Source organism: Streptomyces sp. NPDC004134 (assembly GCF_042874195.1).
In the GTDB taxonomy this organism is placed as follows: Bacteria; Actinomycetota; Actinomycetes; order Streptomycetales; family Streptomycetaceae; genus Streptomyces.
In genome coordinates this window covers 288334-310821 of record NZ_JBIAMS010000003.1, presented here as the reverse complement: position 1 = coordinate 310821, position 22488 = coordinate 288334, and the positions used below count along the sequence as shown (strand labels likewise).

The following is a 22488-nucleotide window of genomic DNA, read 5'->3' as shown; positions in this document are numbered from 1 at the left end:
TCTCTTTCGAAACGGTGACTCGTCAGCGCCGGGGCGACGGCCGTGCGGGCATAGCGGGGGGACCGTGTCGCGGCACGGCTCCTCCCGCAGTGTCGTTCCGACCCCGCCGCGGGCTCAAACCCATTTCGGTACGTGGACTCCGGCGGGCGCCGCGCGGCCCCTCGGCGCCGGGGCGGCGCGGGCCCGGCCGGTTTTCCCGCCCCGTGCACAGGCGGGTGATCGACAGAGTAAGGTAAGCCTTACCTCTGCCGCCGGTGGCGGGTGCATCCAGGAAGGTGTCAGGTCAGGATTCCGTGCGGGTATATCTGCTGGCGCGCAACCCCACCGACTCGGTCACGGACGGCTTCCTCCCCGCCGCACGCCGCCTCGGCCTCGACGTCACCGTGCTCACCGACCAGCCCGCCGCCCACCGGCTGCGCGCCCCCGAGCCGGAGACCCTCGGCTGCGACGTACGCGACTTCCGCGCCGTGATCGCCCGTATCTCCGCCCACCACCGGCCGGACGCGGTGTTCACCAACAGCGACCACCTGCAGACGCAGGCCGCGCTCGCCGCCGACTACTTCGGGCTGCCCGCCAAGAGCTGGCGGGCCGCCCACGCCACCAAGGACAAGGCCGAGATGCGCCGCCGGCTCGCCGCCGCGGGCGCCGATCCGGTACGGGCGGCGGAGCTGCCCGCCGGGGCGGACCCGGCGGCGCTGGACGTGCCGTACCCCTGCGTGGTCAAGCCGCGGGAGGGCGTCGCCAGCGAGGACGTGGTGCTGGCGGCCGACGCGGCGGAACTGGTGCGGCGGTGCGCGGAGATCCGGGCGCGGCGGCCCGGCGAGGCGCTGGTGGTGGAGGAGTTCCTGGAGGGCGAGCTGTGCACGCTGGAGACGCTGGGCGACGGCCGCGTACGCCACCTCCTCGGCGGCTTCCACACCGAGCTGTCGCCGCCGCCGTACTTCGTCGAGGAGCGCATGTCCTACGTGCCCGCGCACCCCGGCCCCGTCACGGCCCAGGTGCTCGGACAGCTCGACGCGCTGGGCGTCGGATTCGGCGCCTGCCACACCGAGTTCGTGGTGAGCGGGGGCCGGGCGCGGCTCGTGGAGGTCAACTACCGCGCCATCGGCGACCAGTGCGACCTGCTGCTCGCCCGGCTGCTCGGCATCCCGCTCTTCGCGCACATCCTCCGCACGCACCTGGGCGAGCCGCTCCCCGCGGACCTGGGGGTGCGGACCGACGGGCGGGCCCGGCTGTCCTACCCGTGTGCGGACGCCGCCGGGACGCTGACGGCCGCGCCGGGCCCCGCGGACCTGGTGGTCGACGGGGTGGAGCTGACGTACCGGCCGCTGCGCGCGGTGGGCGAGCGGCACGAACTGCACCGCACCAACCGCGACTTCCTCGGCGTGGCCCACGGCATCGGCACCGACCAGGAGCGGGTGGACCGGGCGGTGGCGGACTTCCTGGCCGCGCAGCGCTGGGAGATCACGCCGTGACCGGGGCCGGGCCGGACTCCGCGGGCGAGATGGACTCCGCGGGCGAGGTGGACTCCCCGGGAGAGGTCGACTCCCCGGGAGAGGTCGACGCCGAGGAGACGGAGCTGACGCTGCGGGTGCTGAGCGCGCTGCTGCGCGAGGACGCCGCCGGGCTGCGCACCCGTACGACGGCGCACGACCGGGCGGACGGGCGCTGGCTGCGCCTCGCGGACCCCGGGGGACCCGGCGCGCTGCTGCTGCCCGTCGCGCCGGACGGCTTCCAGGGCACGTACGGCGCCCGCCTGCCGCTGCTGCTCCGCGAGAGCGCCGGCGGGACCGCCGAGATCACCGGGCTCGACGCCGTCCTCGCCGCCCTGGCAGGCCGCGCGGAGCCCGACGACCGCGGCGGCTTCGCCCGCTTCGCCGCGGAGTGCCGGCAGGCGCTGGCCGCGGCGCGGCTGCACAGCGCCACCCGGGACGCGACGGCCGCGGCGCTCACCGCGCGGTACGGGGCAGAACCGGCGCGCTGGACCGGGCACGCCGGCACCCTCGCGTACGACACGCTCGCCGCCCGCGTCGACCACCCCGTCTACCCCGCCTCACGGGGGCGCGCCGGCCTCGGCGAGGCGGAACTGCGCGCCTGCGCCCCCGAGTTCCACCCCCGCTTCGCCCTGCGCTGGCTCGCCCTGCCGTACGACGCCCTCACCCTGCGCGGCGCCCTCGACCCCGCCGCGCCGGATCCGCCCGCCGTCTGGCCCGCCCCCTCCGCCCTCGGCCTGCCGGCCGCGCTCGACCGCAGCCATCTCGCCCTGCCCGTCCACCCGCTGACCCTCGGCGGCCCGCTGGAGGGCGCGCTGCGCGCCACCGGCCTGGCCGAACGGGCGGCGCTCGCCCCCGATCCGTACCTCGACGTGGTGCCGACGCTCTCGATGCGTACCGTCGCCTCGGCCGCCGACCCCCGGCTGCACCTCAAGCTGCCGCTGGCCACCGCCACCCTCGGCCTGCGCAACCGGCGCACCGTCAAGCCCGCCACCCTCGCCGACGGGGCGACCGTCCAGCGGCTGCTGGCGGCCGTCGTCCGGCGCGAGCCGCGCTTCCGCGACACCGTGCTGCACGCCGACGAGACCGCCTACGCGCACGCGGGACACGACCTCCTCGCCGCGCTCTGCCGCCGCCAGCCCGCCGGGCTCGACGGATCCCTCGTCGTCCCGCTCGCCGCCCTGCCGGCCCCCGCCCCCGGCGGCCGCCTCGTCGTCGACCACCTCGCCGACCGCTGGTACGGCGGCGACCCCCTCGCCCTGCTGGACGACCTCCTCACCCTCCTCTTCGACTTCCAGACCACGCTCTTCGGCTACGGCATCGCGCTGGAGTCGCACCAGCAGAACGTCTCGCTCGTCCTCGACCCGCCCGCCGGCACCGCGACCGGACGCCCGCGCGTACGGCTGCTGTTCAAGGACGACGACGGCCCGCGCATCCACCACGCCCGGCTGCGCGCCGCCCTCGGGCCCGGCGCGCCCGGCCCCGGCGACTTCGCCGACCCCCGCACGCTGTGCGACGGCGACGGCCCCGTGGCCGACGTGTTCGCCACGATCACCGTCCATCTGTGCGCCGGGGCCTACGCGTTCGGCCTCGCCCGGCACGGCCGCGCCCCGCTCGCGGCGCTGCTCGCCCTCGTACGCGACCGCCTCGCCGAGGCCGTCGCCCGGCTCGGCACCGGACCCGGCGAGCCGGGCGCCGTGCTGCGCGCGCACGTGCTGACCGCCCGGCACCTGCCGGTGAAGGCGATGGTCACCGCCGGGACGCTGCTGTCCAAGGAGCGCTCGGGAGCGGCCGACATCAACAAGCACTACACCACTGGACCGAACTACCTCCGCGCCGCCGCCCCCGGGCCGCGGCCCGGCACCGTCCCGTACCCGTCCACCGGCTGGAACCGTTGATGCCCCTTACCGCCTCACCCGCCACCGCGCCCGCGACGACCTCCCCCGCCGGCCTGCCGACAGCCGACGAGGCCGTGGCGCACACCCTGCTCAACTGCCTGCTGCGGGAGGTCTGCGGCCCCGAGGGGCAGGCCACCGTCGACGGCGGCCGGCTGCTGCTGCGGCTGTCCCGCCGGGGCGTGCTGCTGCGCGTGGGGGTGCGCCGCACCTCGCTGCTGGGCGCGCACCGCTTCCGCGGGCCGGTCGCCGAGCGGCGCGACGGCGAGTGGGCGGAGGCCGGCTGGCGGCGGCTGGCCGAGCTGGTGCAGGACGAGCTGTCGGCGCGTACGGGCGTGCCCAACGACGAGTTCCCGGAGCAGGTCGCCGCCAGCCACCGCGGGACGGCCGATGCCCTGGCGGCCGTACGCGAACGGCCCGCGCCGGCGGCCGGCGCCGGGCCGCTCGCCGCGTATCTGGACTCCGAGCAGTCGCTCCCGCTCGGCCACCGCTTCCACCCCACGCCGAAGGCCCGCGGCGGCGGCACGGCCGCCTGGTCCGCGTACGCCCCCGAGGCCGGCGCCGCCTTCCCGCTGCGCCACCTCGCGGTACGGGCCCACCTGACCGCCGAGGAGACCGCGCGGCCCGGCGCCGCCGCCCCGCTCGACCGGCTCCACCCGGTCCCGGACGGCTACCGGCTGCTGCCCGTCCACCCCTGGCAGCACGAACTCCTCGCCGGTCACCCGGCGCTGCGCGCCGCCCTGGACCGAGGCGACGTGCTCGACCTCGGCACCGGCGGCCCGCCGTGCACCCCCACCGCCTCCGTGCGCACGCTGCACACCGGCGACGGCTTCCTGAAGTTCAGCCTCAACGTGCGCATCACCAACTGCGTGCGCAAGAACTCCCGTTACGAGCTGTCCGGCGCGGTAGCCCTGACGCGGCTGCTGCACCCCGTCCTCGACGCCCTCGCCGCCCGTCACCCCGCCGCCGCCCTGCTCCGCGAACCGGCCTACCGCAGCCTGGCGCTGCCGGGACCCGGCGGCGCGCCGGACCTGGCGCTCCTCGAAGGCTTCGGGGTGATCGTCCGCGACGGGCTGCCGGGTGTGCTGCGCCCCGGCGTCACCCCGCTGCTCGCCGCCGCCGTCGCCGACGAGTACCCGACGGGCCCCGCGCACCTCTCCCGGCTGCCGCCCGCCGCCGCCCCGCAGACCGCCCTCGACTGGTGGTCCGCGTATCTGGAACTGCTCGTCCCGCCCGTCCTCGCGGCCTACTTCGAGCACGGCGTGGTGCTGGAGCCGCACCTGCAGAACGTGCTGCTGTGCGTCGACGCCGAGGGGATGCCGGCGCAGGTGGTCTTCCGCGACCTGGAGGGCACCAAGCTGCTCCCCGGCCGGCACGCAGGCGCCCTCGCGGCGCTGCCGGCGGAGGTGGCGGGGCCGATGACGTACGACGAGAGCCGCGGCTGGCACCGGGTGCTGTACTGCCTGCTGGTCAACCACGTCGCCGACATGCTCGCCGCGCTCGCCGACCTGCACCCGCGGGCCGAGGCCGCGCTGTGGGGGCGGGTACGCGCCGTGCTGCTGGACTGCGCCCGCGACCTCGGCGACCCGCCCCGGCTGCGCGCCCTGCTCGGCGGGGCGCCGCTGCCCGCCAAGGCCAACCTGCTGACCCGCTGGGGCCGCCGCGCGGACCGCGAAGCCGGCTACGTCGACCTGCCGAACCCGCTCGCCGACCCTGCCCCCGACCCGCCCCGCCGGAGCCACCGGTGACCGCCCCGACCCCCGCCGTGCTGGCCCGCCTCGGCGCCCTCGCGCCGGGGGAACTGCCCGCGTACGTCTACGACCTGGCGGCCCTGCGCACCCACGCGGCCGCCGTACGCGCCTCCCTCCCGGCGCCCGTCGAGCTGTACTACGCCGCCAAGGCCAACCCGGAGCCGGCGGTCCTGGCCGCCCTCGCGCCGTACGTCGACGGCTACGAGGTCTCCTCCGGCGGCGAACTCGCCCACGTCGCCGCCGCCGTGCCCGGCCGCCGCCTCGCCTTCGGCGCGCCCGGCAAGACGCCTGACGAGTTGGCCGCCGCCCGCGCGGCGGGGGTGCACCGCGTGCACGTCGAGAGCCTGCACGAGCTGCGCGTGCTCGGCGCGCAGACCGCGGACGCCGCGCCGGGCGCGGGCATGGACGTCCTGCTGCGCGTCAACCTGCCCGTCGCCGACGGCTCGCTGGCGGGCAGCGCGCTGGCCATGGGCGGCCGCCCGTCCCCCTTCGGCCTGGATCCCGCCGATGCCCGCGAGGCCGCTCGGCTGCTCGCCGGGGGTGCGTACCCGGGGCTGCGGCTGCGCGGCGTGCACGCCCACCTGGCCAGCGGGCTGGACGCGCCGCGGCTGCTCGGCGTGGCGCGCTCGGTGGTGGCCGGGGCGCTGCGGCTCGCCGGGCGGGCCGGACCCGGCGCGGACGGTCTGGAGGTCAACGTGGGCGGCGGCATGGCCGTCGACTACGCGGAGCCGGAGGGGCGGTTCGACTGGCGCGCGTACGGCAGCGGCCTCGCGGAGCTGGCCGCGGCGCACCCGGGGCTGACGCTGCGCGTCGAGCCGGGGCGGGCGCTGACCGCGTACTGCGGCTGGTACGCGACCGAGGTGCTGGACGTCAAGCGCAGCCACGGCGAGGAGTTCGCCGTGGTCCGCGGCGGCACCCACCATCTGCGCACCCCGGCGACGAAGGGCCACGACCAGCCCTGCACCGTCCACCCCTCGCCCCGCCCGTGGCCGCACCCCTGGCCGCGCCCGGCGGCGCACGGGGCGGAGGTCACGGTCGCCGGGCAGTTGTGCACGCCGAAGGACGTGCTGGCGAGGGGCGTCGCGGCGGCGGGGCTGCGCGCCGGGGACCTGGTGGTGTTCTCGCTGGCGGGCGCGTACGCCTGGAACATCTCGCACCACGGCTTCCTCATGCACCCGCACCCCGGCTTCCACTTCCTCGACGGACCGGGGTGAGGGGTCAGCGGCCGAGGAGGTGCCGGCCGCGGCCGGTCAGCCGGTGCACGACGTGCGCGCCCGCGCGCTCGCTGCGCACCAGCCCGGCGCCGCGCAGCACCGTCAGATGGCCGCTGACGGTCGACGCCGGCATGCCGAGGCGGGCGGCGACCGACCCGGTGGTGGCGGTGGCGGCCAGCGCGTCGAGCACCCGGGCGCGGGCCGTGCCGAGCAGCGCGGCGAGCGCGGGCGGCGGCCGCCCGGGGCCCGGGCCCGCCGGGTGGCGGCGTACGGGGTAGACCACGACCGGCGGCAGGCTGGGGTCGGCGATCGCGATCGGCGCGGTGTGGCAGAAGAAGGACGGGATGAGCCGTACCCCCCGGCCGCGCAGCCGCAGGTCGTAGTCGACCGGGTACGGCGCGGTGAGCACCCCGCCGCGCCACCGGAAGGGCCGCAGCGTACCCAGCACCGCGGGCATCCCGCCGTCCAGCGCGGCCGTCCGCCACTCGCGGTCGGCGGCGATGGTGGCCTCCACCTCGCTCCACTCCGGCACGATGAGCCGCGCGTGGAACTGCCGTACGGCGTCCGCGATCCGGCCGAGCTGCGCCCTGTCCCCCGCCGCGAGCCGCCGGGTCCACGCGGGCAGCGGCCGGTGCCTGGCGGCCTCGCGCAGCTCGCGGGCGAGCCGCCGGCCGGGCGTGGCGAGCAGCGTCTCCAGCGCCGCGGACAGGCCCTCCTCGGACTCGACCGGGGTGAGGAAGTCGGGGAAGTACGCGGCGTCGGCGGGCGCCAGGTCGCGCAGCAGCCGGCAGGCGGCGCGCAGTTCGCCGCCGTGCAGCCGCGCCGCCGCGCGCCGCCGCCACGGCCGCAGCCGGGCGGGCAGTCCGGCCGGGGGCGTGCTGAGCACGTGCAGCCCGAGGATCGCCTCCCACATGGGGTCGGCGGTCCCGGTCAACTGCACGTGCCGGAAGTCCCGGTCGCCGAAGTGGATGCGGAGCGTGCCGGCCATCCCGGCACGCTAGGCCCCCGAACGCCGCGGCGACCGTGGGCTTTTCGACCGAGCCGGAAAAGCCCCGCCCGCCGCGCCGCGAGCCGCCGCCTACGATCCGTGGCCTGACACGGGAGCGCACGAGCCCGGGCCGGCGGACCCCGGCCGGGCGCCACGAATCGACACGGCCCAGGAGGTCATGGTGAGCGAGACCCGTCCCACCCGCCGGCGCGTGCTCAGGGCCGCGGGCGGCCTCACGGCGGCGGTGGCCGCCGGCGGCGCCGGCGTCCTCGCCGCAGCGGCACCCGCCGGCGCCGCGAACGACGGCTTCGGCCTGCGGATCACGGACCGCAACGAGTCCGACCCGCGCATGTGGTACTACCGCTTCGCGACCGACGCGATCGGCTGGGACCCGGGCGTCAACGTCCTGCTCCCGGACGGCTACCACGACAGCGGGCTCCGCTACCCGGTGCTCTACCTGCTGCACGGCGGCGGCACCGACGCGGACTTCATCCAGTTCGACCGGCTCGGCATCCGGGGGCTGACCGCCGGCAGGCGCGTCATCGTCGTGATGCCGGACGGCGGCCACGCCGGCTGGTACTCCAACCCCGTCTCGTCCAACGCCGGGGCGCGCAACTGGGAGACGTTCCACATCGCCCAGTTGCTGCCGTGGATCGACGCCAACTTCCGCACGTACGCGGAGTACGACGGGCGCGCGGTCGGCGGGTTCTCCATGGGCGGCTTCGGCGCGCTGAAGTACGCGGCCAAGTACTACGGGCACTTCGCCTCGGTCAGCTCCCACTCGGGCCCGGCGAGCCTGCGCCGGGACGCCGGGCTCGTGGTGCACTGGGCGAACGTGTCGTCGGCCGCCGTGGAGCTGGCGGGCGGCACGGTCTACGGCGCGCCGCTGTGGAACGAGGCGCGGGTCAGCGCCGACAACCCGATGGAGCGGCTCGGCAGTTACCGCAACAAGCGGGTGTTCCTGGTCGCCGGCACCAGCCCCGACCCGGTGAACTGGTTCGACACCGCCAACGAGACCCAGGTCCTGGCCGGCCAGCGGGAGTTCCGCGGCGCCCTCGCCGGTGCCGGCATCCCGCACGAGTGGCGCGAGGAGCCCGGCGGGCACGTCTTCCGCCCGGAGATGTTCCGCCAGGACCTCGACGGCATCCTCGCCCGGCTGCGCAAGGCGTAGCGGCCGGATCCGGTACGTACGACCCCCACCACCCCCACGACCCCCCACTCCAGGAGACCCGATGCGTCAGCACCGCACGCCACGCTCTCCCCGCTCCCGCCTCGTCCCGACGGCCATCGCCACCGCGCTCGCGGCCACCGCCGCCTGCGCCGTGCTCGCGGCTCCGGCCACCGCCGCACCCGTCCAGGGCCCCGGCCCCACCGTGGGCTCCGTGCTGGAGCGCGGCACCGCCTCCGGCACCGCCGTCGTCAGCGGCCGGAACCGCCCCGGCACCCGGCTGCACGTCGACGGCGAGCGGACCGCGGCCGCCCGTACGCTCGACGTCGACTACCAGGTCCAGGAGACCGGTTACTGGTGCGGCCCGGCCGCCACCCGCATCGCGCTGTCCGCGCGCATCGCCCCGCCCAGCCAGGGCGCGCTGGCCGCCCAGCTCGGCACCACGGAGGCCGGCACCGACCACATCGGCCAGGTCACCGGCGTGCTCAACGCCAACCTCGGCACCGGCTGGTACGAGACCAAGGAGATGCCGAACGACCCGCCCACGCAGGCCCAGCGCGACCTGCTCTGGCGCGACGTCGTGCTCGACGTCGACAACGGCTACCCCGTCGTCGCGAACATCGTCGCCCCGCCCGGCAACCAGCCGCCCGGCTACCCGCCGGACCAGACGATCTACCACTACTTCACGGTGATCGGCTACGACGACGCCCAGCGCACCGTCCTCATCGCCGACCCGGCGTCCTTCGGCGGCAACCAGATCTACTGGCTCTCCTTCGACCAGCTCGCCACGCTCATCCCGCCGAAGGGCTACGCCGCCTGACGCCCCCCGGGTGCGCCGGGGCCCGTCCGCGGGAGGGCGGGCCCCGGCGGCTCTCAGAGGCGGCGGGGCAGGCCGCGCAGGATCTTGCCCTCGGTCGACAGCACGTAGTCGCCGCCGTCGAAGCGGCGGGTGCGCGCGAACATCAGGTACAGGTACTTGAAGTTCTCCGCGAAGGCATACGCGGGGAACAGGTCGCCCTGGCGCATGGGCGTGGTCGTCACGTCCTCCAGGATCGTGTAGCCGCCGGGCACCCGGGCGTGGGCCTTCATGCCCTCGAAGTACTGCCACGCCGTGCGCCGGTAGAAGTCGTCCCTCGTCAGCCAGTACAGGTCGAAGGCGCCGTTGACGTACTCGGGCCGGAACTGGTTGCCGCGCGAGGTCGGGGTCATGGTGCCGTAGTCGATCTCCTCGGGCAGCACGGGCCAGCGCTGCAGGACCGACTCCCACGAGCGGTGGTAGCGCTCGCCCAGGCTCCGGTCGCCGCCCTTGGCGACCAGGCCGCCCCAGAACGACGCCAGTTCGGACTGGCGGCGCCCGGTGGTCTCGCCGGTGGCGAAGTCGACCTGGCGGTACCAGACGTGGCCGTCCCACTCCTCCACCAGGTGCTCGGTCATGGCGCCGTTGAGCAGCCGCCACCAGCGCAGGCAGTCGCGGTCGCCGAACAGCTCCCAGGCGCCCCACAGATACTCGTAGAAGGAGTCGACGGGCGGGTTGGGGCCCTGGTCGGTCGGGTCGGTCCAGCGGCCGGTCTCGACGTCGAGCCGGGTGCCGAGGAGGTCGAGCGAGGAGCGCCGGTCGAGCACGGCGCGGTAGGCGCGCTTGGCCGCCTCGTAGTACTTGCCGTCGCCGGTGAGCTTCGAGAGCATCCCGAACTCCAGGATGTTCGTGCCGATCTCGGCGAGCGGCGGGGTGGTGCCGTGCACCTCGCCGGTGCGCAGGTTGGCGCGGGTGTACGGCATGCCGGTGGGCGACTTGGTGAACGCCGGCAGCAGCCGGTCGGTGAAGTCGACGCAGAGGTCGAGCAGCGACTGCCGGCCGGTGACGAGATGGCCGGCGAGCAGCCCGCCGACGACGCGGATGATGGCCTCGAAGACGTGGAAGTCGGCGTCGATGTCGAAGTCGAGGTTCTGCTCCAGCCAGTCGGCGGCCTCCGTCAGGTCGTCGTCCAGCTCCATCACGTACAGGGTGTCCAGCGCCTCGATCACGGACAGGCCCACGGGGTGGCCCGCGGCGAAGAACTCGCTCGACGTGCCGGAGACGGGCCGTACCTCGTCGTGGCCCCAGGCGGCGGCGCGGTAGCCGTTCCAGGCGTGCAGGAACTCGGCGCGGATCTCGCGCGCGGCGTGCGGCCCCGCGGGTACGCGTACGGCGGCCGCCGGGTGCGCGGCGGGTCCCGGCACGGCCCGCGCGGGCGCGGCCTGCGCCAGCGCGCCGGCGCCGGCGGCGGACGTCGCGGCGGCGGCTGCCAGCAGCCGGCGGCGGGAGAGAGGGGTGCGGTGGTGTGCGGCGGTGCCCATCGATGCTGCCCCTTCGCGGTGTGGACGCGCCCCCCGACGCGCCTGACATCGTTGTCACGTGCGGTCGTGAATCGAGGCTAGCGGGGCTCGGGGCGGTGTCAATGGTGCCCGCGGAGTGTCGCGTTGCCCGCGGGACGCACCCGGCCGTGCGGCCGGGTGCGGTCCGTACGGCAGCGGGCGGACGCGCGAGCCCGTACGGCAGCGGGCGTACGCGCCCACGGCACTCCGCGCGAGCCCCCGCGGCGAGCGCCGTCCGATGGGGCATCATCGCGCCATGACCGACTCCGCGGCCGCCCCGGGCGGCGGGCGGGTGGCGCACGGCCGGGTGCCGATGACGGGCCGGGACCCCGGGGAGCGTGGCCGGGCCGTCACCCCGCTGGAGCTGCTGTTCGACCTGACGTTCGTGGTCGCCGTCGGCACCGCCGCGTCGTTCCTCGCCGAGATGTCCGCGGGCGACCACGCCTGGCGGGCGGTGGTGGCGTTCACGCTGGCGATGTTCGCCATCAGCATCGCGTGGATCAGCTTCAGTTGGTTCGCGTCCGCGTTCGGCACCGACGACTGGCTCTTCCGGTCGCTGACGATGCTGCAGATGATCGGCGTGGTCATCTTCGCCCTCGGCCTGCCGGCGATGTTCCACTCCGTCGAGAAGGGCCACCACCTGGAGATCCGCGCGATCGTCATCGGCTACGTCGTGATGCGGATCGCGATGGTGGCGCAGTGGTGGCGGGCCGCCCGGGAGTCACCCGAGTACCACGACGTGTGCATGGCCAACATCCGCTGGACCGTGATCGCCCAGGCCGGCTGGCTCGTGGTGGGGTTCACGCGGCTGTCGTTCGCGCTGGTGATCGTCGCCTACGTGGTGTTCACGGCGCTGGAGCTGCTGCTGCCGGTGTTCACCCAGGGCGGTGCGGGCGGGACGCCGTGGCACCCGCACCACGTCGCCGAGCGGTACGGCCTCTTCGCGATCATTACGCTCGGCGAGGGCGTCGTCGGCACCGTCGCGTCCTCCGGCGGCCTTCTCGGCGGCCCGGAGGGCACCGAGTGGACGACGAACGCCGTGGCCGTCGTCGTCGCCGGCGTCGGGCTGACCTTCGGCATGTGGTGGGTGTACTTCACCACGCCCTTCGGCGACATCCTGGTGCACCGCCGCGCCCGCGGGTACCTCTTCGGCTACGGGCACATCCCCGTCTTCGCCGGCATCGCGGGCGCCGGCGCCGGGCTGCACGTGGCCGGGCTGTACCTCGAGCACCACGCGGCGGTCGGCGAGACGGCCGTGGTGCTCTCCCTCGCGCTGCCCGTCGGCCTGTACCTCTTCGTCGTCTACGCGCTGCACACCCTGCTGCTGTCCGCCAGGGACCGCTTCCACGTGCTGCTGATCTCGCTCACGCTCGCCGTGCTGGGCGCGGCGGTGCTGCTCTCCGCCGCCGGAACGCCGGTCGCGGTGTGCCTGCTCGTCGTGATGCTCGCCCCGTTCGTCACCGTCGTCGGCTACGAGACGGTCGGCCACCGGCACCAGCAGCGGATGCTGGCGGCCCTCAGAGCCCGCCGTTCCCCGTCGTGAGCAGAAACCTGCCCACCGCGACCAGCAGCCCGAAGAACACCGCGACGCCGATCAGCACCACGGACACGCCGCGCGCCGCGCGCTGCGAGCGCCCGGACAGCCGCCGCGGCGAGTCGTCCGCCTGCCGGAAGCCCGCGGCCACCACCCCGGCCCCGCCCAGCAGCACGGCGGCCGCCACCCACCACCACTCCACGTACGTCCCCTCCCGGTTCCCGTCCCCGCACCCGACCCGCACCCGGCATCCCGCCCGGCGAGCCGCGGGTACCGTACGCCAGGACCCCGCACCCCCGGTGCGCCGCCCCCCGCGGCCGCACCCGCGCCTCGCGGCTGCTACTCCTCGATGCTGCGCAGCTCCAGGCCGAGCGCGCGGAACTGCTCGACGGGCCGGTGGTAGCCGCGCTCGATGTGGTGCACCCCGCGCAGCGTCGAGCCGCCGGTGGCGACGGCCGCGGCCAGCACGGCGGAGAACCCGGCGCGGATGTCGGGCATCGTGACGTCACCGCCGCGCAGGGCGCTGACGCCGCGCACGACGGCGGAGTGCACCGCGCCCGTGTCGTGGTAGCGGCAGGCGGGGCCGCCCAGGCAGGTGTCGTAGACCTCGATCTCGGCGCCCATGCCCTGCAGCGCGGAGACGTACGCCAGCCGGTTCTCGTACACCGTCTCGTGCAGCACCGACATCCCCTCGGCCTGCGTGAAGAGCACCATCAGCGGCGTCTGCCAGTCGGTGGCGAAGCCCGGGTGGGTGTCCGTCTGCACGGCCGCGGCGCGCAGCGGCCGCGGGGCCGAGGCGGTGATCCACTCGTCGGTGATCTCGAACCGGGCGCCCATCCGCGCCAGCGTGGTGATCGGCGTCACCAGCCGGTCCTGCGGGCAGCCGTGCACCCGCACCTCTCCCCCGGTGACCAGCCCGGCGACCAGGTAGGAGAACGCCTCGATCCGGTCGCCGCCGAGCCGCGTGGTGGCGCCGCCGAGCGCGTCGACGCCCTCGACGACGATGCGGCGGTCCGGGTAGAGCGAGATCCGCGCGCCCATGCGCTGCAGGAAGAGCGCCAGCTCGACGATCTCCGGCTCGGTCGCCGCGTTGCGGATGACGGTGCGGCCCTCGGCCCGTACGGCGGTCAGCAGCACCGTCTCGGTGGCGCCGACGCTGGGGTACGGCAGGTCGACGCGGGTGCCGCGCAGCCGGGCGGCACGGGCGTGGATGCCGTCCTCGGCCAGTTCGACCTCGGCGCCGAAGCGGCGCAGCGCGTCCAGGTGGAAGTCGACGGGCCGGCGGCCGATGGGGTCGCCGCCGACCATCGGCACGAACGCCTCGCCGGTCAGGTGCAGCAGCGGCCCGAGCAGCAGGATCGGGATCCGGTTGAGCCCGGTGAACGCCTTGTCGACGCTCGGGTCGGTCACCGGCGCCGGCACGACGGTGACCTCGCCGTCGGTGCGCTCGACCTTCATGCCCACGTGCTCCAGCATCCGGGCGGTGATGCCGACTTCGCCGACATCGGGCGCGTTGCGTATGGTGCTCGGCCCCGAGCCGAGCATCCCGGCCACCATGTGCTTGCTGACCGCGTTCTTCGCCCCGCGCACGGTGACGTCACCGCGGAGCGGTCCGGACGGCTCGATCTGCCACAGCTTCTCAGTCACCCGTGCAGCCTACGACCGCGCCGCCGGGCCCTCTCCCCCGGCCCCGCACGGGCCCCTTTACCAGCTCCCGGGCACGCGGTCGTCCCGAACGGGTGAGGGTGGCCGTACGGCCTACACGCTGCGCAGTTATCTGCGTACGCTGTGGTGGTCTCGCGACCACGACGTGGACGGACTGCCCCGGGGGTGCCATGGGATTCGGCTTCGGCCAGCGGCGCGGCGGAGAACTCCCCGTGGAGCTCACCGGCTTCGTCGGCAGGACGGAGGAGATCGCCCTGATCCGCGCCGAGTTGGCGCGCTCGCGGCTCGTCACGCTGGCCGGCCCGGGCGGGGTCGGCAAGAGCCGTACGGCGATACGCGCCGCCGCCGGGCTCACCGCCCGCTTCCCCGACGGGGTGTGGCTGGCGGAGCTGTCCGGGCTGCGGGATCCCGAGCTGCTGCTCACCTCGCTCGCCGCGGTGCTGGAGCTGCCGGAGCAGCCCGGGATGGGCACGCTGGACGCGATGGTGGCGCATCTGCGCGAGCGCCGGCTGCTGATCGTCCTCGACACCTGCGAGCACCTGCTGGACGCCTGCGCGATGCTCTCCGACGTGCTGCTGCGCGAGGCACCCGGCGCCAGCGTGCTGGCCACCAGCCGGCAGCCGCTGGACGTGCCGGGCGAGCGCTGCCTGACGATAGCGCCGCTGGATCCCGCCGACTCGCTGGAGCTGTTCGTGCAGCGCGCGGCGTCCGTGGTGCCGGGCTTCGCGGTCACCGACGCCAACCGCGAGCAGTTGCTCGCGCTCGTCGGCCGGCTCGACGGGATGCCGCTGGCGCTGGAGCTGGCCGCGGTACGGCTGCGGGCGGTGCCGCTCGCGGAGCTGGCCAGCCGGCTCGACCGCCGCTTCGAGGTGCTGACCGGCGGCCGCCGCACCGCGCACACCCGGCACCAGACGCTCCGTACCGCCATCGGCTGGTCGCACGAGCTGTGCACCGCGCACGAGCGGCTGCTGTGGGCCCGGCTGTCGGTCTTCGCCGGCTCCTTCGACGTCTCGGCCGTGGAGCGGGTGTGCGCGGGCGGCAAGCTGGCGCGCGAGGACGTGCTGCCCGCGCTGATCGGGCTCGTCGACAAGTCCGTGGTCCAGCGCACCGGCGAGGACGGCGACCGTTACCGGCTGCTGGACTCCATCCGCGAGTACGGCGCCGACTGGCTGGCTCGCGCCGGCGACGTCGAGGCCGTGCGCGAGCGGCACCTGGCGTCCATGCGGGAGCTGGGGCAGCGCTTCTGGGACGAGTTGCTGACCCCCGCGCAGCTCGGGCTGCACGCGGCGGTACGGGACCGGATCGCCGACCTCCGGGTGGCCATGGCCTACGCGTACGACTCCCCCGAGCGGGCCCGCGACGGCCTGTGGCTGGCGGCGCAGCTCGCGCCGTACTGGCGCGCCGCCGGCACCCTGTCCGAGGGCCGGCACTGGATCGACAAGGGGCTCGACCTGGCCCCCGCGGTCTGCGAGGAGCGGGCCTGGGGCCTGCTGATGACCGGGATCTTCGGGATCTGGACGGCCGACCTGCCCACGGCGGCGGAGCGCTTCCCGCTGGCGCGGGACGCCGCGGCGGAGGCGGGGACGGAGCGCGTCGGCCGGTTCGCCGACGCGTATCTGGGGGCGCTGACGGCGCTGGGCGGCGAGGTCGACGAGGGCCTGGCGGCGCTGGCGGAGGCGCGGCAGCGAATCGTGGCGGCCCGGGACGGTCTGGGGATGGGCGTCGTCCACTACGAGGAGGCGCTGCTGCGCGCCGTGCTGGGCGACACCGGTGAGGCGCTGCGGCTCTGCGAGGCGGGCCTCGGGTATCTGGAGGGCACGGGCGACCGGCAGTTGTTCGCCTCCACGCTGGTGGTCAAGGGCGCCATCCAGTGGCTCGCCGGGGAGTACGAGACGAGCCTGGAGCCGCTGCACCGGGGGCTGGAGGCGGCGGGCGAGATCGGCGAGGCGCTGATCGTGGCGCTGGCGTGCCTGGCGCTGTCCTTCCACGCCGCCCGCGAGGAGCGGTACGTCAAAGCCGCCTGGCTGCTCGGCTATGCGGAGAACACCCGGCGCCTCAGCGGCGACCCGGTGAGCATGCTGCCGTCGCTGCTGGAGGAGCAGGAGTCGGTGGAGAAGGCGGTGGCTCAGGCGCTGGGCCCCGAGGAGTTCGGCCGGTGGCGCGGGCGCGGGGCGCGGATGCCGGGGGCGGCGGTCCTCGCGGCGGTACGGGCGGACGCGGACGAGCCGCCCGGCGCGGCGGCGGGCCCCGCGGCGGCGCTGCCGGAGGCGGACGGCAGGACCGCGGCGCCCGCCCTCACGCGGCGGGAGCGCGAGGTGGCGGCGCTGGTCGCGCAGGGGCTGTCCAACCGGGAGGTCGCCGAGCAACTGGTGATCTCCAAGCGGACGGCGGACGCGCACGTGGAGCACATCTTCGCCAAGCTGGGGATCACCTCGCGCCGCGAGATCCCCGCCGTCCTGGAGTAGCGGCCGCTCCCCGGCGGCGCCGGGGCCGGTGCACGGCGCCGGCCGGCGGGAGCCCGGCCGCCGGCCCGCGTCCGGCGGACGCCCGTGCCCGTACGCTCGGCCCATGACGATCACGTACGAGTGGCGCGGCGAGTTCGACAACGCCGACGTCAACGTCCTGCACGCCGAAGGCTTCCACCACCGGGTCCTGGACATCGACTGGCGTGCGCAACTGGACCGGCACAGCCTCGGCTGGGTGTGCGCCCGGGACGGCGGGGCGCTCGTCGGCTTCGTCAACGTCGCCCGGGACGGCGGCGTGCACGCCTTCGTCCTCGACACCGTCGTGCCCGCGGCACGGCGGCGCGAGGGCATCGGCGCCGCCCTGGTCGCGGCGGCGGTGGCCGGCGCCCGCGCGGCCGGGTGCGAGTGGCTGCACGTCGACTTCGACGACGAGTTGCGCGCGTTCTACTTCGACGGCTGCGGCTTCGAGCCCACGCCCGCGGGCCTCATCCCGCTGACCCGCTGACTCCCTGACCCGCTGCCCCGCTGCCCCGCTGCCCCTGACCCGACCGACCCGCTGGCCTGCGCGCACCGCGGCGACGGCGCGGCGCCACCGCGCGGCCACCGGCTCTTCGCCCGATCGCCGCGTCACCTGTCGCCGATGGGTGGCTTTGCGCCGTTGCCCGGCCGGTGGCCGCGGCCGGAGGATGGCGGTCGTCGGGGGTCCACGAAGCCGCCTGGGGAGGCCGCATGAGGTCGAGCAGCCGGATCCGCCGCGTATCCGCCGTCCTGGGCGGCGCGTTCGCGCTCGTCGTCGCCCTTCCGCACGCCGCCTCCGCGGCGGCCGCCGCACCGCCCCAGGCGCTGCCGGCCGGCGCGGACGGCCTGGAGCAGACCTTCCAGCCCGCGTACGACTACGACACCGACGGCTGCTACCCCACCCCGGCCATCGGCCCGGACGGCACGGTCAACCCGGGGCTGGAGCCGGGCGGTGCGCTCGACGGCGGCTGCCGCGACGCCGCGGACCTGGACAACACCAACGGCTACTCGCGCGCGAAGTGCAACAACGGCTGGTGCGCCGTCGTCTACGGCCTGTACTTCGAGAAGGACCAGGCCCTGCCGGGCACCGGCCTCTTCGGGCACCGGCACGACTGGGAGCACGTCGTGGTCTGGATCCAAAACGACCAGGCGCAGTACGTCTCGACCTCCGCCCACGGCGACTTCGACACGTACCCCCGCGACCAGATCCGGTGGGACGGCACCCATCCCAAGGTCGTCTACCACAAGGACGGCATCGGCACCCACGCCTTCCGCCCCGCCACCGGCAACGACGAGCCGCCGGAGAACCACCGGGGCGGCTGGCAGTTCCCCGGCCTGGTGGGCTGGAACGGCTATCCCGCGGGGCTGCGCGACAAGCTCTCCACGACGGACTTCGGCAGCGCCAACTTCGGCCTCAAGGACTCCTCGTTCGTCTCCCACCTGGAGAAGGCTCTCCCCGCGGGCATCCCGTTCGACCCCGGCGCGCCGTAACCCGCGCGCCGGCCCGGCGGGTTCACGACCCCAGCAGCGACAGGTCCTTCTTCGTGATCGTCGCGGTCTCCAGCAGGTCGGTGATGAGGTTGTGGTTGAGCGCGTTGCCCACCGGCGGCGGCACCTCCTTCGCCAGCAGTCCGTGCACCCCCTTGCCGCTGAGCTTGTGCCGCAGGCCCGAGACGACGTGCGCGGTGGTCTTCTCCGTCCAGTTGCGGTGCGGTTCGCGCCGCTTCAGCTCGTCCGCGACCTGGGCCCAGGTCAGCGGCTGCGGCTGCGGGTCGCCCTGCAGGTAGCGCTGGGCGAGGCAGACGATCACGAGCCGCTCGTCGTCCTCGAGTTCGCGCTCGTCGCTGAGGGTCGACTCCTCCTGCACCGTCGGGCCGCCGGCCAGACCGCCGGGCCTGGCCGCGGAGATCCGCACCTCCAGCAGGTGGTCCTGGCGGGGTGAGACGACGAACAGCGGCGTGTAGCCGGCGGGCAGGAACGCCTGGTCGCCGCGGTGCACGAGCCGGGAGTCGGGGAAACGGATCGGCCGCTTCCCGGTGTTGGTCAGGACCCAGCGCGCGTACTGGCGGGTCAGGATCCCCTGCCGGCGGCTGACGTGCTGGTCGCCGCCGCCGACGCAGACGTGCACGTCCGGCTCGTTGCGCCCGAACACCACCGTGAAGCCCGCGTCCGGCGCCACGCTCATCCCGCCGTTCGCGCCGAGCACGAACAGCGTCTCCGGCTGCGGCGGCACGTCGGCGGGCGGCAGCCCGCGGCTGAGGCTGCCGACTTCCTTCGGCAGCAGAATGATCTTGCTCGCCATGACGGGTACCCCCTTCTCCGGGTAACTGCGCCTCACCGTAACCATGCCCGCCCCGGAGGGGTCCCGAGCCCGGGAGACTACGCCTTCGAGTCGGCCGGCGGGGCGCCCCAGGCGGTCTCGCCGCCGGCCTCGACGCTGTACGGTCCGGGACCGCGCACGGCCGCGGGGATGCCGGGAGCCGGCGAGCGCTGCGACATCCTCCTGGCGCCGTCGACGTGGATCTCGTAGGTGACCTCGCCGTAGTGGGACAGCTCGATGCTCCAGGCGGCCTTGCCCTTCTCCCTGGGGACCTCGACGGTCTTGCGCCAGGGCAGCGCGACGTCTTTGAGCGTCACGGGCTCACGGTTGACGGCGTACGTCATCTCCTCGACGGGTCCGTCGCCGGTCAGGGCGATCTCGACCGGGACCGGCTCGGGCGGCGGCGGGGCGGGTTCGGGTTTCCGGGCGGGCGGGGCGGAGTCCTCCGCCGCGGGGCGGGCGTTGTCCCGCGCCCCGGGCTCCGGGTCGTCCTGGCGCAGGCTGAGCAGGGCGACGGCGCCGGCCCCGGCCGCGAGGGCCGCGGCGCCGCCGAGGAGCAGCCGGCGGCGCGGGGAACGGGCCGGTGCGAGCGGCGGGTTGGCCGCCTCGCCGGCGTGCGCGTCGATCGCCGCGAGGACCGGCGCGGGCAGCCAGGCGGCGCCGGGCGGCGGGGCGTCGTGCTCCGCGGCCGCGGCGAGGCGGGCGCCGAGCGCGGCGGGTGTGGGGCGTTCCGCCGGCTCCAGGCGGCGGCAGTCGGCGATCAGTGCGCGCAGGGCGGCGTCGTCCCCGGGTCCCGGCGGGTCGCCGGACTCGGCGCCGCCGCGGGCGCAGGCGTAGGCGAGGGTGGAACCCAGCGAGTACACGTCGGTGGCCGGTCCGGCCGCGGCGCCGGCGACCTGCTCGGGCGACATGAAGCCGGGGGTGCCCGCGAGGTCCGCGGGCTCGGCCGCGGCGGCGATGCCGAAGTCGACGAGCTTGGGCCCGTCCGCGGTGAGCAGCACGTTGGCGGGCTTGACGTCGCGGTGGACGACCCCGGCGCGGTGCACCGCGACCAGCGCCTCCGCGAGCCCGGCGGCCAGCCGGCGTACCGAGTGGGCGGGCAGCGGCCCGAACCGCTCCACCGCCTCGTGCAGCGATACGGACGGCACGAACTCCGTCGCCATCCACGGCACCCGGCCGCCGGGGTCGGCGGCGACGACCGGCGGGCTGTGCACGCCGCCCGCGGCGGCGGTGGCGGCGACCTCCCGTACGAAGTGGTCCCGCGCCTCGGGACGCCGGGCCCGTTCCGCGTGCACGACCTTCACGGCCACCAGCCGCCCGCCGCGGGAGCGGCCGAGGTAGACCACGGCCGTGGCGCCGGCGCCCACGCGCGCCAGGATGCGGTGTCCGCCCAGGGAGCGGGGGTCGTCGTGCTCAAGGGGCTCCACTCGTGCCTCCGTTCGGCCGGCGTGCGGTGGGGGGTCTGAGTGCCTGTACGTACCCGTCCGGGAGGCCGGCGAAGACCTGCCCGGCGGGGCCGGCGGCGACGGCGTGGACGTACTCGGCGCCGCCGTACGTCCACAGGACGTCTCCGTCGGCCGGGTCCAGAGCGTACAGCCGCGGGCGGCCGCCCGTGGTGCCGTCCGCGGCAACGCTCCCCCAGACGTGCACGGCACCGCCGGCGAGGCCGGCGAACTCCACCCCCGGCAGCCGCCAGAGGAGGTCTCCGGTGTCCGCGCGGCACGCGTGGAGCACGCGGTCCTCGGTGAGGTAGAGCATGCCGCCGCCGGCGGCGTGGACGGTGCCGGGGTACTCCGGTTCCCTCTCCCAGCCGACGGCTCCGTCCGCCGCGGCGAGGACGGCGAGGCGGAGGTAGGCGTCGCAGACGAAGACGAGGCCGTCCGCGGCGAGTACGGCGGTGGAGTTCTCGGCGGGGTGGCTCCACCGCTTCCCGCCGCCGTCGGCGTCGAGCACGTGGACCTCCTCGCCGTCGTCGGCGACCACGAAGCCGGGGCCGGTGGTGAAGGAGAAGGCGGTGGTCCCCGCGGACCAGCGCTCGTCGCCGCTGCGGCTGTCGAGGGCGACGACGCCTCCGGTGCCGAGGTAGGTGAGGCCGTCGGCGGCGGCCACGGCGTGGACGATGCCGAACTCCTCCCCGTACGTCCAGCGTTCGCCGCCCGAGGCGGGATCGAGGGCCAGGACGCGCTGGTTCTCGGCCCCCTGCGGACCGACGAGGTAGGCGGTGCCGTCGCCGGCGGCGAACTCCCCGTCGTGGCCGGCGCCCCAGCGGCGGCGCCACAGCTCGTCGCCGGTACGGGGATCGAGGGCCTGCACGCCGCCCTTGTCGCCGCCGTGGGCGAACACCGCGCCGCCGGCGGCGTGGAGCCCGGTCGTGCTCTCGCCGCGGTAGCGGGCCCGTACCCGCCAGACCTCCGCCGCCTCGGCGGGCGGCGCGGCCCGGGAGCCGGAGTCCCCGCGCGGGCGGCGGTCGCCGGCAGGCGGGGAGCCGCCGGACGCGTCCAGCAGCGGGCGGGCGAGGGCGCCGGCCCCGGCGACACCGGCGGCGGTCAGCGCGACGAGCAGGGCCCGGCGGCGGGGCCGCGGCACGCCCCCACCGGAAGCGTCACGGGATTCGCCCCGCCCCGCCTCGCCGGCGTCCCACGCCTCCCCCGCCTCGCCGGTGCCGGTCGCGGCCGTCTCGGCGAACGGGTCCGCGGTCGCCTCGCCGGGCCGTACCGCCCCGGCAGGCCCGCCTCCCGGCCACGGCGCGCGGGCGTCGATCTCCTCGGCGAGCGCGGCGGGCAGCCAGCGCGTGCCGTGCACGCTCGCCGCGGGCTCCCCCAGCAGGTCGAGCAGCGCCACCGCGGCCGGCCGGCGGCGCGGCTCCGCGCGCAGGCAGGCCGCGACGACGGTCCGCAGCCTGCGGTCCTGCACGCCCGCGAGGTCGGCCTGCCCGCGCTGGATGCGCTGCAGCGTGTCGACCCGGTTGCCCGCGTCGAAGGGCGCCCTGCCCGCCGTCGCGTACGCGAGCACCGAGCCGAGGGCGAACACGTCGGCCGGCGGACCGGCCCGGCCCCCGGCGGCCTGCTCCGGCGACATGAACCCGGGCGTGCCGAGCAGCGCGCCGTCCTGGGTGAGGGTCGCGGAGTCCTCGGGGCGGGCGATGCCGAAGTCGATGACGCGCGGGCCGCCGGGCGTGAGCATGATGTTGCCGGGCTTGAAGTCGCGGTGCACGAGACCGGCGCCGTGGATCCCCGCCAGCGCCTCCGCGAGCGCCGCGGCGAGCAGCCGCACCACGGCGGCGGGCAGCGCGCCGAAGGTCCCGACGGCCTCGTCGAGCGAGAGCCCGGGCAGATACGCGGTCGCCAGCCACGGCGGGTCCGCGTCCGGGTCGGCGTCGACGAGCGGCGCGGTGTACGCGCCGGTGACCCTGCGGGCGGCGGCGACCTCGCGACGGAAGCGGGCGCGGTAGCGGCCGTCGCCGACCAGCCGGGGGCGTACGACCTTGACCGCGACGAGCGTCCCGGCGGGCGAACGGCCGAGATAGACGACGCCCATTCCGCCGGCGCCGAGCCGCTCCAGCACCCGGTAGCCGCCGATCTGCCGCGGGTCCCCGCGCTCCAGCTCCGCCAACGCGCCCCTC

17 protein-coding genes are annotated in these 22488 nt (G+C 76.1%); 10 read left to right on the top strand and 7 right to left on the bottom strand.

The annotated features are described in order from the left end of the window. Positions 1 to 293 precede the first annotated feature (293 nt). Genes ACFYVJ_RS06605 through ACFYVJ_RS06590 form a run of 4 tightly spaced genes read left to right on the top strand, consistent with a single transcriptional unit; the run spans position 294 to position 6353 of the window. Positions 294 to 1475, top strand: a complete 1182-nt coding sequence (locus ACFYVJ_RS06605) for an acetyl-CoA carboxylase biotin carboxylase subunit family protein (RefSeq protein WP_388887169.1) — start codon at positions 294 to 296, stop codon at positions 1473 to 1475. Positions 1476 to 1504: 29 nt separating this feature from the next. Continuing rightward, positions 1505 to 3391 carry an IucA/IucC family protein gene (locus ACFYVJ_RS06600; RefSeq protein WP_388887368.1) on the top strand — a complete coding sequence of 629 codons (1887 nt, stop codon included), beginning with the start codon at positions 1505 to 1507 and terminating at the stop codon, positions 3389 to 3391. Then, on the top strand, positions 3391 to 5136 hold the full coding sequence (locus ACFYVJ_RS06595) for an IucA/IucC family protein (protein WP_388887167.1): 1746 nt from the start codon (positions 3391 to 3393) through the stop codon (positions 5134 to 5136). Before ACFYVJ_RS06600 ends, ACFYVJ_RS06595 begins: the two co-directional genes overlap by 1 nt. After that, positions 5133 to 6353 carry a type III PLP-dependent enzyme gene (locus tag ACFYVJ_RS06590; RefSeq protein WP_388887166.1) on the top strand — a complete coding sequence of 407 codons (1221 nt, stop codon included), beginning with the start codon at positions 5133 to 5135 and terminating at the stop codon, positions 6351 to 6353. The genes ACFYVJ_RS06595 and ACFYVJ_RS06590 overlap by 4 nt, the downstream gene beginning before the upstream one ends. A gap of 4 nt (positions 6354 to 6357) precedes the next feature. Here the strand turns inward: ACFYVJ_RS06590 and ACFYVJ_RS06585 are convergent, their stop codons facing one another. Continuing rightward, on the bottom strand, positions 6358 to 7341 hold the full coding sequence (locus ACFYVJ_RS06585; RefSeq protein WP_388887164.1) for an ArsR/SmtB family transcription factor: 984 nt from the start codon (positions 7339 to 7341) through the stop codon (positions 6358 to 6360). 178 nt (positions 7342 to 7519) lie between these two features. On the opposite strand from ACFYVJ_RS06585, the gene ACFYVJ_RS06580 reads away from it, so the two are divergent. After that, on the top strand, positions 7520 to 8512 hold the full coding sequence (locus ACFYVJ_RS06580; RefSeq protein ID WP_388887162.1) for an alpha/beta hydrolase: 993 nt from the start codon (positions 7520 to 7522) through the stop codon (positions 8510 to 8512). Between the two features lie 61 nt (positions 8513 to 8573). Then, a complete protein-coding gene (locus tag ACFYVJ_RS06575) occupies positions 8574 to 9329 on the top strand; it encodes a C39 family peptidase (protein WP_388887160.1) in 756 nt (251 codons plus the stop codon). Between the two features lie 53 nt (positions 9330 to 9382). Here ACFYVJ_RS06575 and ACFYVJ_RS06570 read toward each other — a convergent pair whose 3' ends face one another. Further along, a complete protein-coding gene (locus ACFYVJ_RS06570; RefSeq protein WP_388887158.1) occupies positions 9383 to 10846 on the bottom strand; it encodes a glycoside hydrolase family 47 protein in 1464 nt (487 codons plus the stop codon). Between the two features lie 274 nt (positions 10847 to 11120). On the opposite strand from ACFYVJ_RS06570, the gene ACFYVJ_RS06565 reads away from it, so the two are divergent. Further along, entirely contained in the window at positions 11121 to 12407 is a 1287-nt protein-coding gene (locus ACFYVJ_RS06565; RefSeq protein ID WP_388887156.1) for a low temperature requirement protein A, read from the top strand. Here the strand turns inward: ACFYVJ_RS06565 and ACFYVJ_RS06560 are convergent. Together ACFYVJ_RS06560 and murA are read right to left on the bottom strand one after the other, a co-directional pair. Next, the gene (locus ACFYVJ_RS06560) at positions 12382 to 12600 is read right to left on the bottom strand and encodes a hypothetical protein (protein WP_388887155.1); all 219 of its coding nucleotides are present in this window, start codon (positions 12598 to 12600) and stop codon (positions 12382 to 12384) included. The genes ACFYVJ_RS06565 and ACFYVJ_RS06560 overlap by 26 nt on opposite strands. 137 nt (positions 12601 to 12737) lie before the next feature. Then, the gene (gene murA / locus ACFYVJ_RS06555; RefSeq protein ID WP_388887153.1) at positions 12738 to 14045 is read right to left on the bottom strand and encodes a UDP-N-acetylglucosamine 1-carboxyvinyltransferase; all 1308 of its coding nucleotides are present in this window, start codon (positions 14043 to 14045) and stop codon (positions 12738 to 12740) included. A 188-nt stretch (positions 14046 to 14233) separates the two neighbouring features. Here murA and ACFYVJ_RS06550 point away from each other — a divergent pair, with 188 nt between their 5' ends. From ACFYVJ_RS06550 to ACFYVJ_RS06540, 3 genes are all read left to right on the top strand, one after another. Continuing rightward, the gene (locus ACFYVJ_RS06550) at positions 14234 to 16528 is read left to right on the top strand and encodes an ATP-binding protein (protein ID WP_388887152.1); all 2295 of its coding nucleotides are present in this window, start codon (positions 14234 to 14236) and stop codon (positions 16526 to 16528) included. Between the two features lie 103 nt (positions 16529 to 16631). Next, complete coding sequence (locus tag ACFYVJ_RS06545) at positions 16632 to 17033, top strand: GNAT family N-acetyltransferase (RefSeq protein ID WP_388887150.1); 402 nt, start codon at positions 16632 to 16634, stop codon at positions 17031 to 17033. A gap of 224 nt (positions 17034 to 17257) precedes the next feature. Continuing rightward, entirely contained in the window at positions 17258 to 18037 is a 780-nt protein-coding gene (locus ACFYVJ_RS06540; protein WP_388887148.1) for an NPP1 family protein, read from the top strand. 22 nt (positions 18038 to 18059) lie between these two features. Here the strand turns inward: ACFYVJ_RS06540 and ACFYVJ_RS06535 are convergent, their stop codons facing one another. The 3 genes from ACFYVJ_RS06535 to ACFYVJ_RS06525 form a co-directional block, all read right to left on the bottom strand. After that, positions 18060 to 18848 carry a hypothetical protein gene (locus ACFYVJ_RS06535; protein WP_388887146.1) on the bottom strand — a complete coding sequence of 263 codons (789 nt, stop codon included), beginning with the start codon at positions 18846 to 18848 and terminating at the stop codon, positions 18060 to 18062. A 77-nt stretch (positions 18849 to 18925) separates the two neighbouring features. Beyond that, entirely contained in the window at positions 18926 to 20293 is a 1368-nt protein-coding gene (locus tag ACFYVJ_RS06530) for a serine/threonine-protein kinase (RefSeq protein WP_388887144.1), read from the bottom strand. Then, a complete protein-coding gene (locus tag ACFYVJ_RS06525; RefSeq protein ID WP_388887142.1) occupies positions 20280 to 22478 on the bottom strand; it encodes a PQQ-binding-like beta-propeller repeat protein in 2199 nt (732 codons plus the stop codon). The genes ACFYVJ_RS06530 and ACFYVJ_RS06525 overlap by 14 nt, the downstream gene beginning before the upstream one ends. Positions 22479 to 22488 lie beyond the last annotated feature (10 nt).

Coding starts and splice junctions, on each gene's coding strand:
- ACFYVJ_RS06600 (WP_388887368.1), top strand. CDS start 1,505: ATGGACTCCGCGGGCGAGGTGGACTCCCCGGGAGAGGTCGACTCCCCG.
- ACFYVJ_RS06550 (WP_388887152.1), top strand. CDS start 14,234: ATGGGATTCGGCTTCGGCCAGCGGCGCGGCGGAGAACTCCCCGTGGAG.
- ACFYVJ_RS06595 (WP_388887167.1), top strand. CDS start 3,391: ATGCCCCTTACCGCCTCACCCGCCACCGCGCCCGCGACGACCTCCCCC.
- ACFYVJ_RS06565 (WP_388887156.1), top strand. CDS start 11,121: ATGACCGACTCCGCGGCCGCCCCGGGCGGCGGGCGGGTGGCGCACGGC.
- ACFYVJ_RS06570 (WP_388887158.1), bottom strand. CDS start 10,846: ATGGGCACCGCCGCACACCACCGCACCCCTCTCTCCCGCCGCCGGCTG.
- ACFYVJ_RS06580 (WP_388887162.1), top strand. CDS start 7,520: ATGGTGAGCGAGACCCGTCCCACCCGCCGGCGCGTGCTCAGGGCCGCG.
- ACFYVJ_RS06575 (WP_388887160.1), top strand. CDS start 8,574: ATGCGTCAGCACCGCACGCCACGCTCTCCCCGCTCCCGCCTCGTCCCG.
- ACFYVJ_RS06540 (WP_388887148.1), top strand. CDS start 17,258: ATGAGGTCGAGCAGCCGGATCCGCCGCGTATCCGCCGTCCTGGGCGGC.
- ACFYVJ_RS06585 (WP_388887164.1), bottom strand. CDS start 7,341: ATGGCCGGCACGCTCCGCATCCACTTCGGCGACCGGGACTTCCGGCAC.
- ACFYVJ_RS06535 (WP_388887146.1), bottom strand. CDS start 18,848: ATGGCGAGCAAGATCATTCTGCTGCCGAAGGAAGTCGGCAGCCTCAGC.
- ACFYVJ_RS06545 (WP_388887150.1), top strand. CDS start 16,632: ATGACGATCACGTACGAGTGGCGCGGCGAGTTCGACAACGCCGACGTC.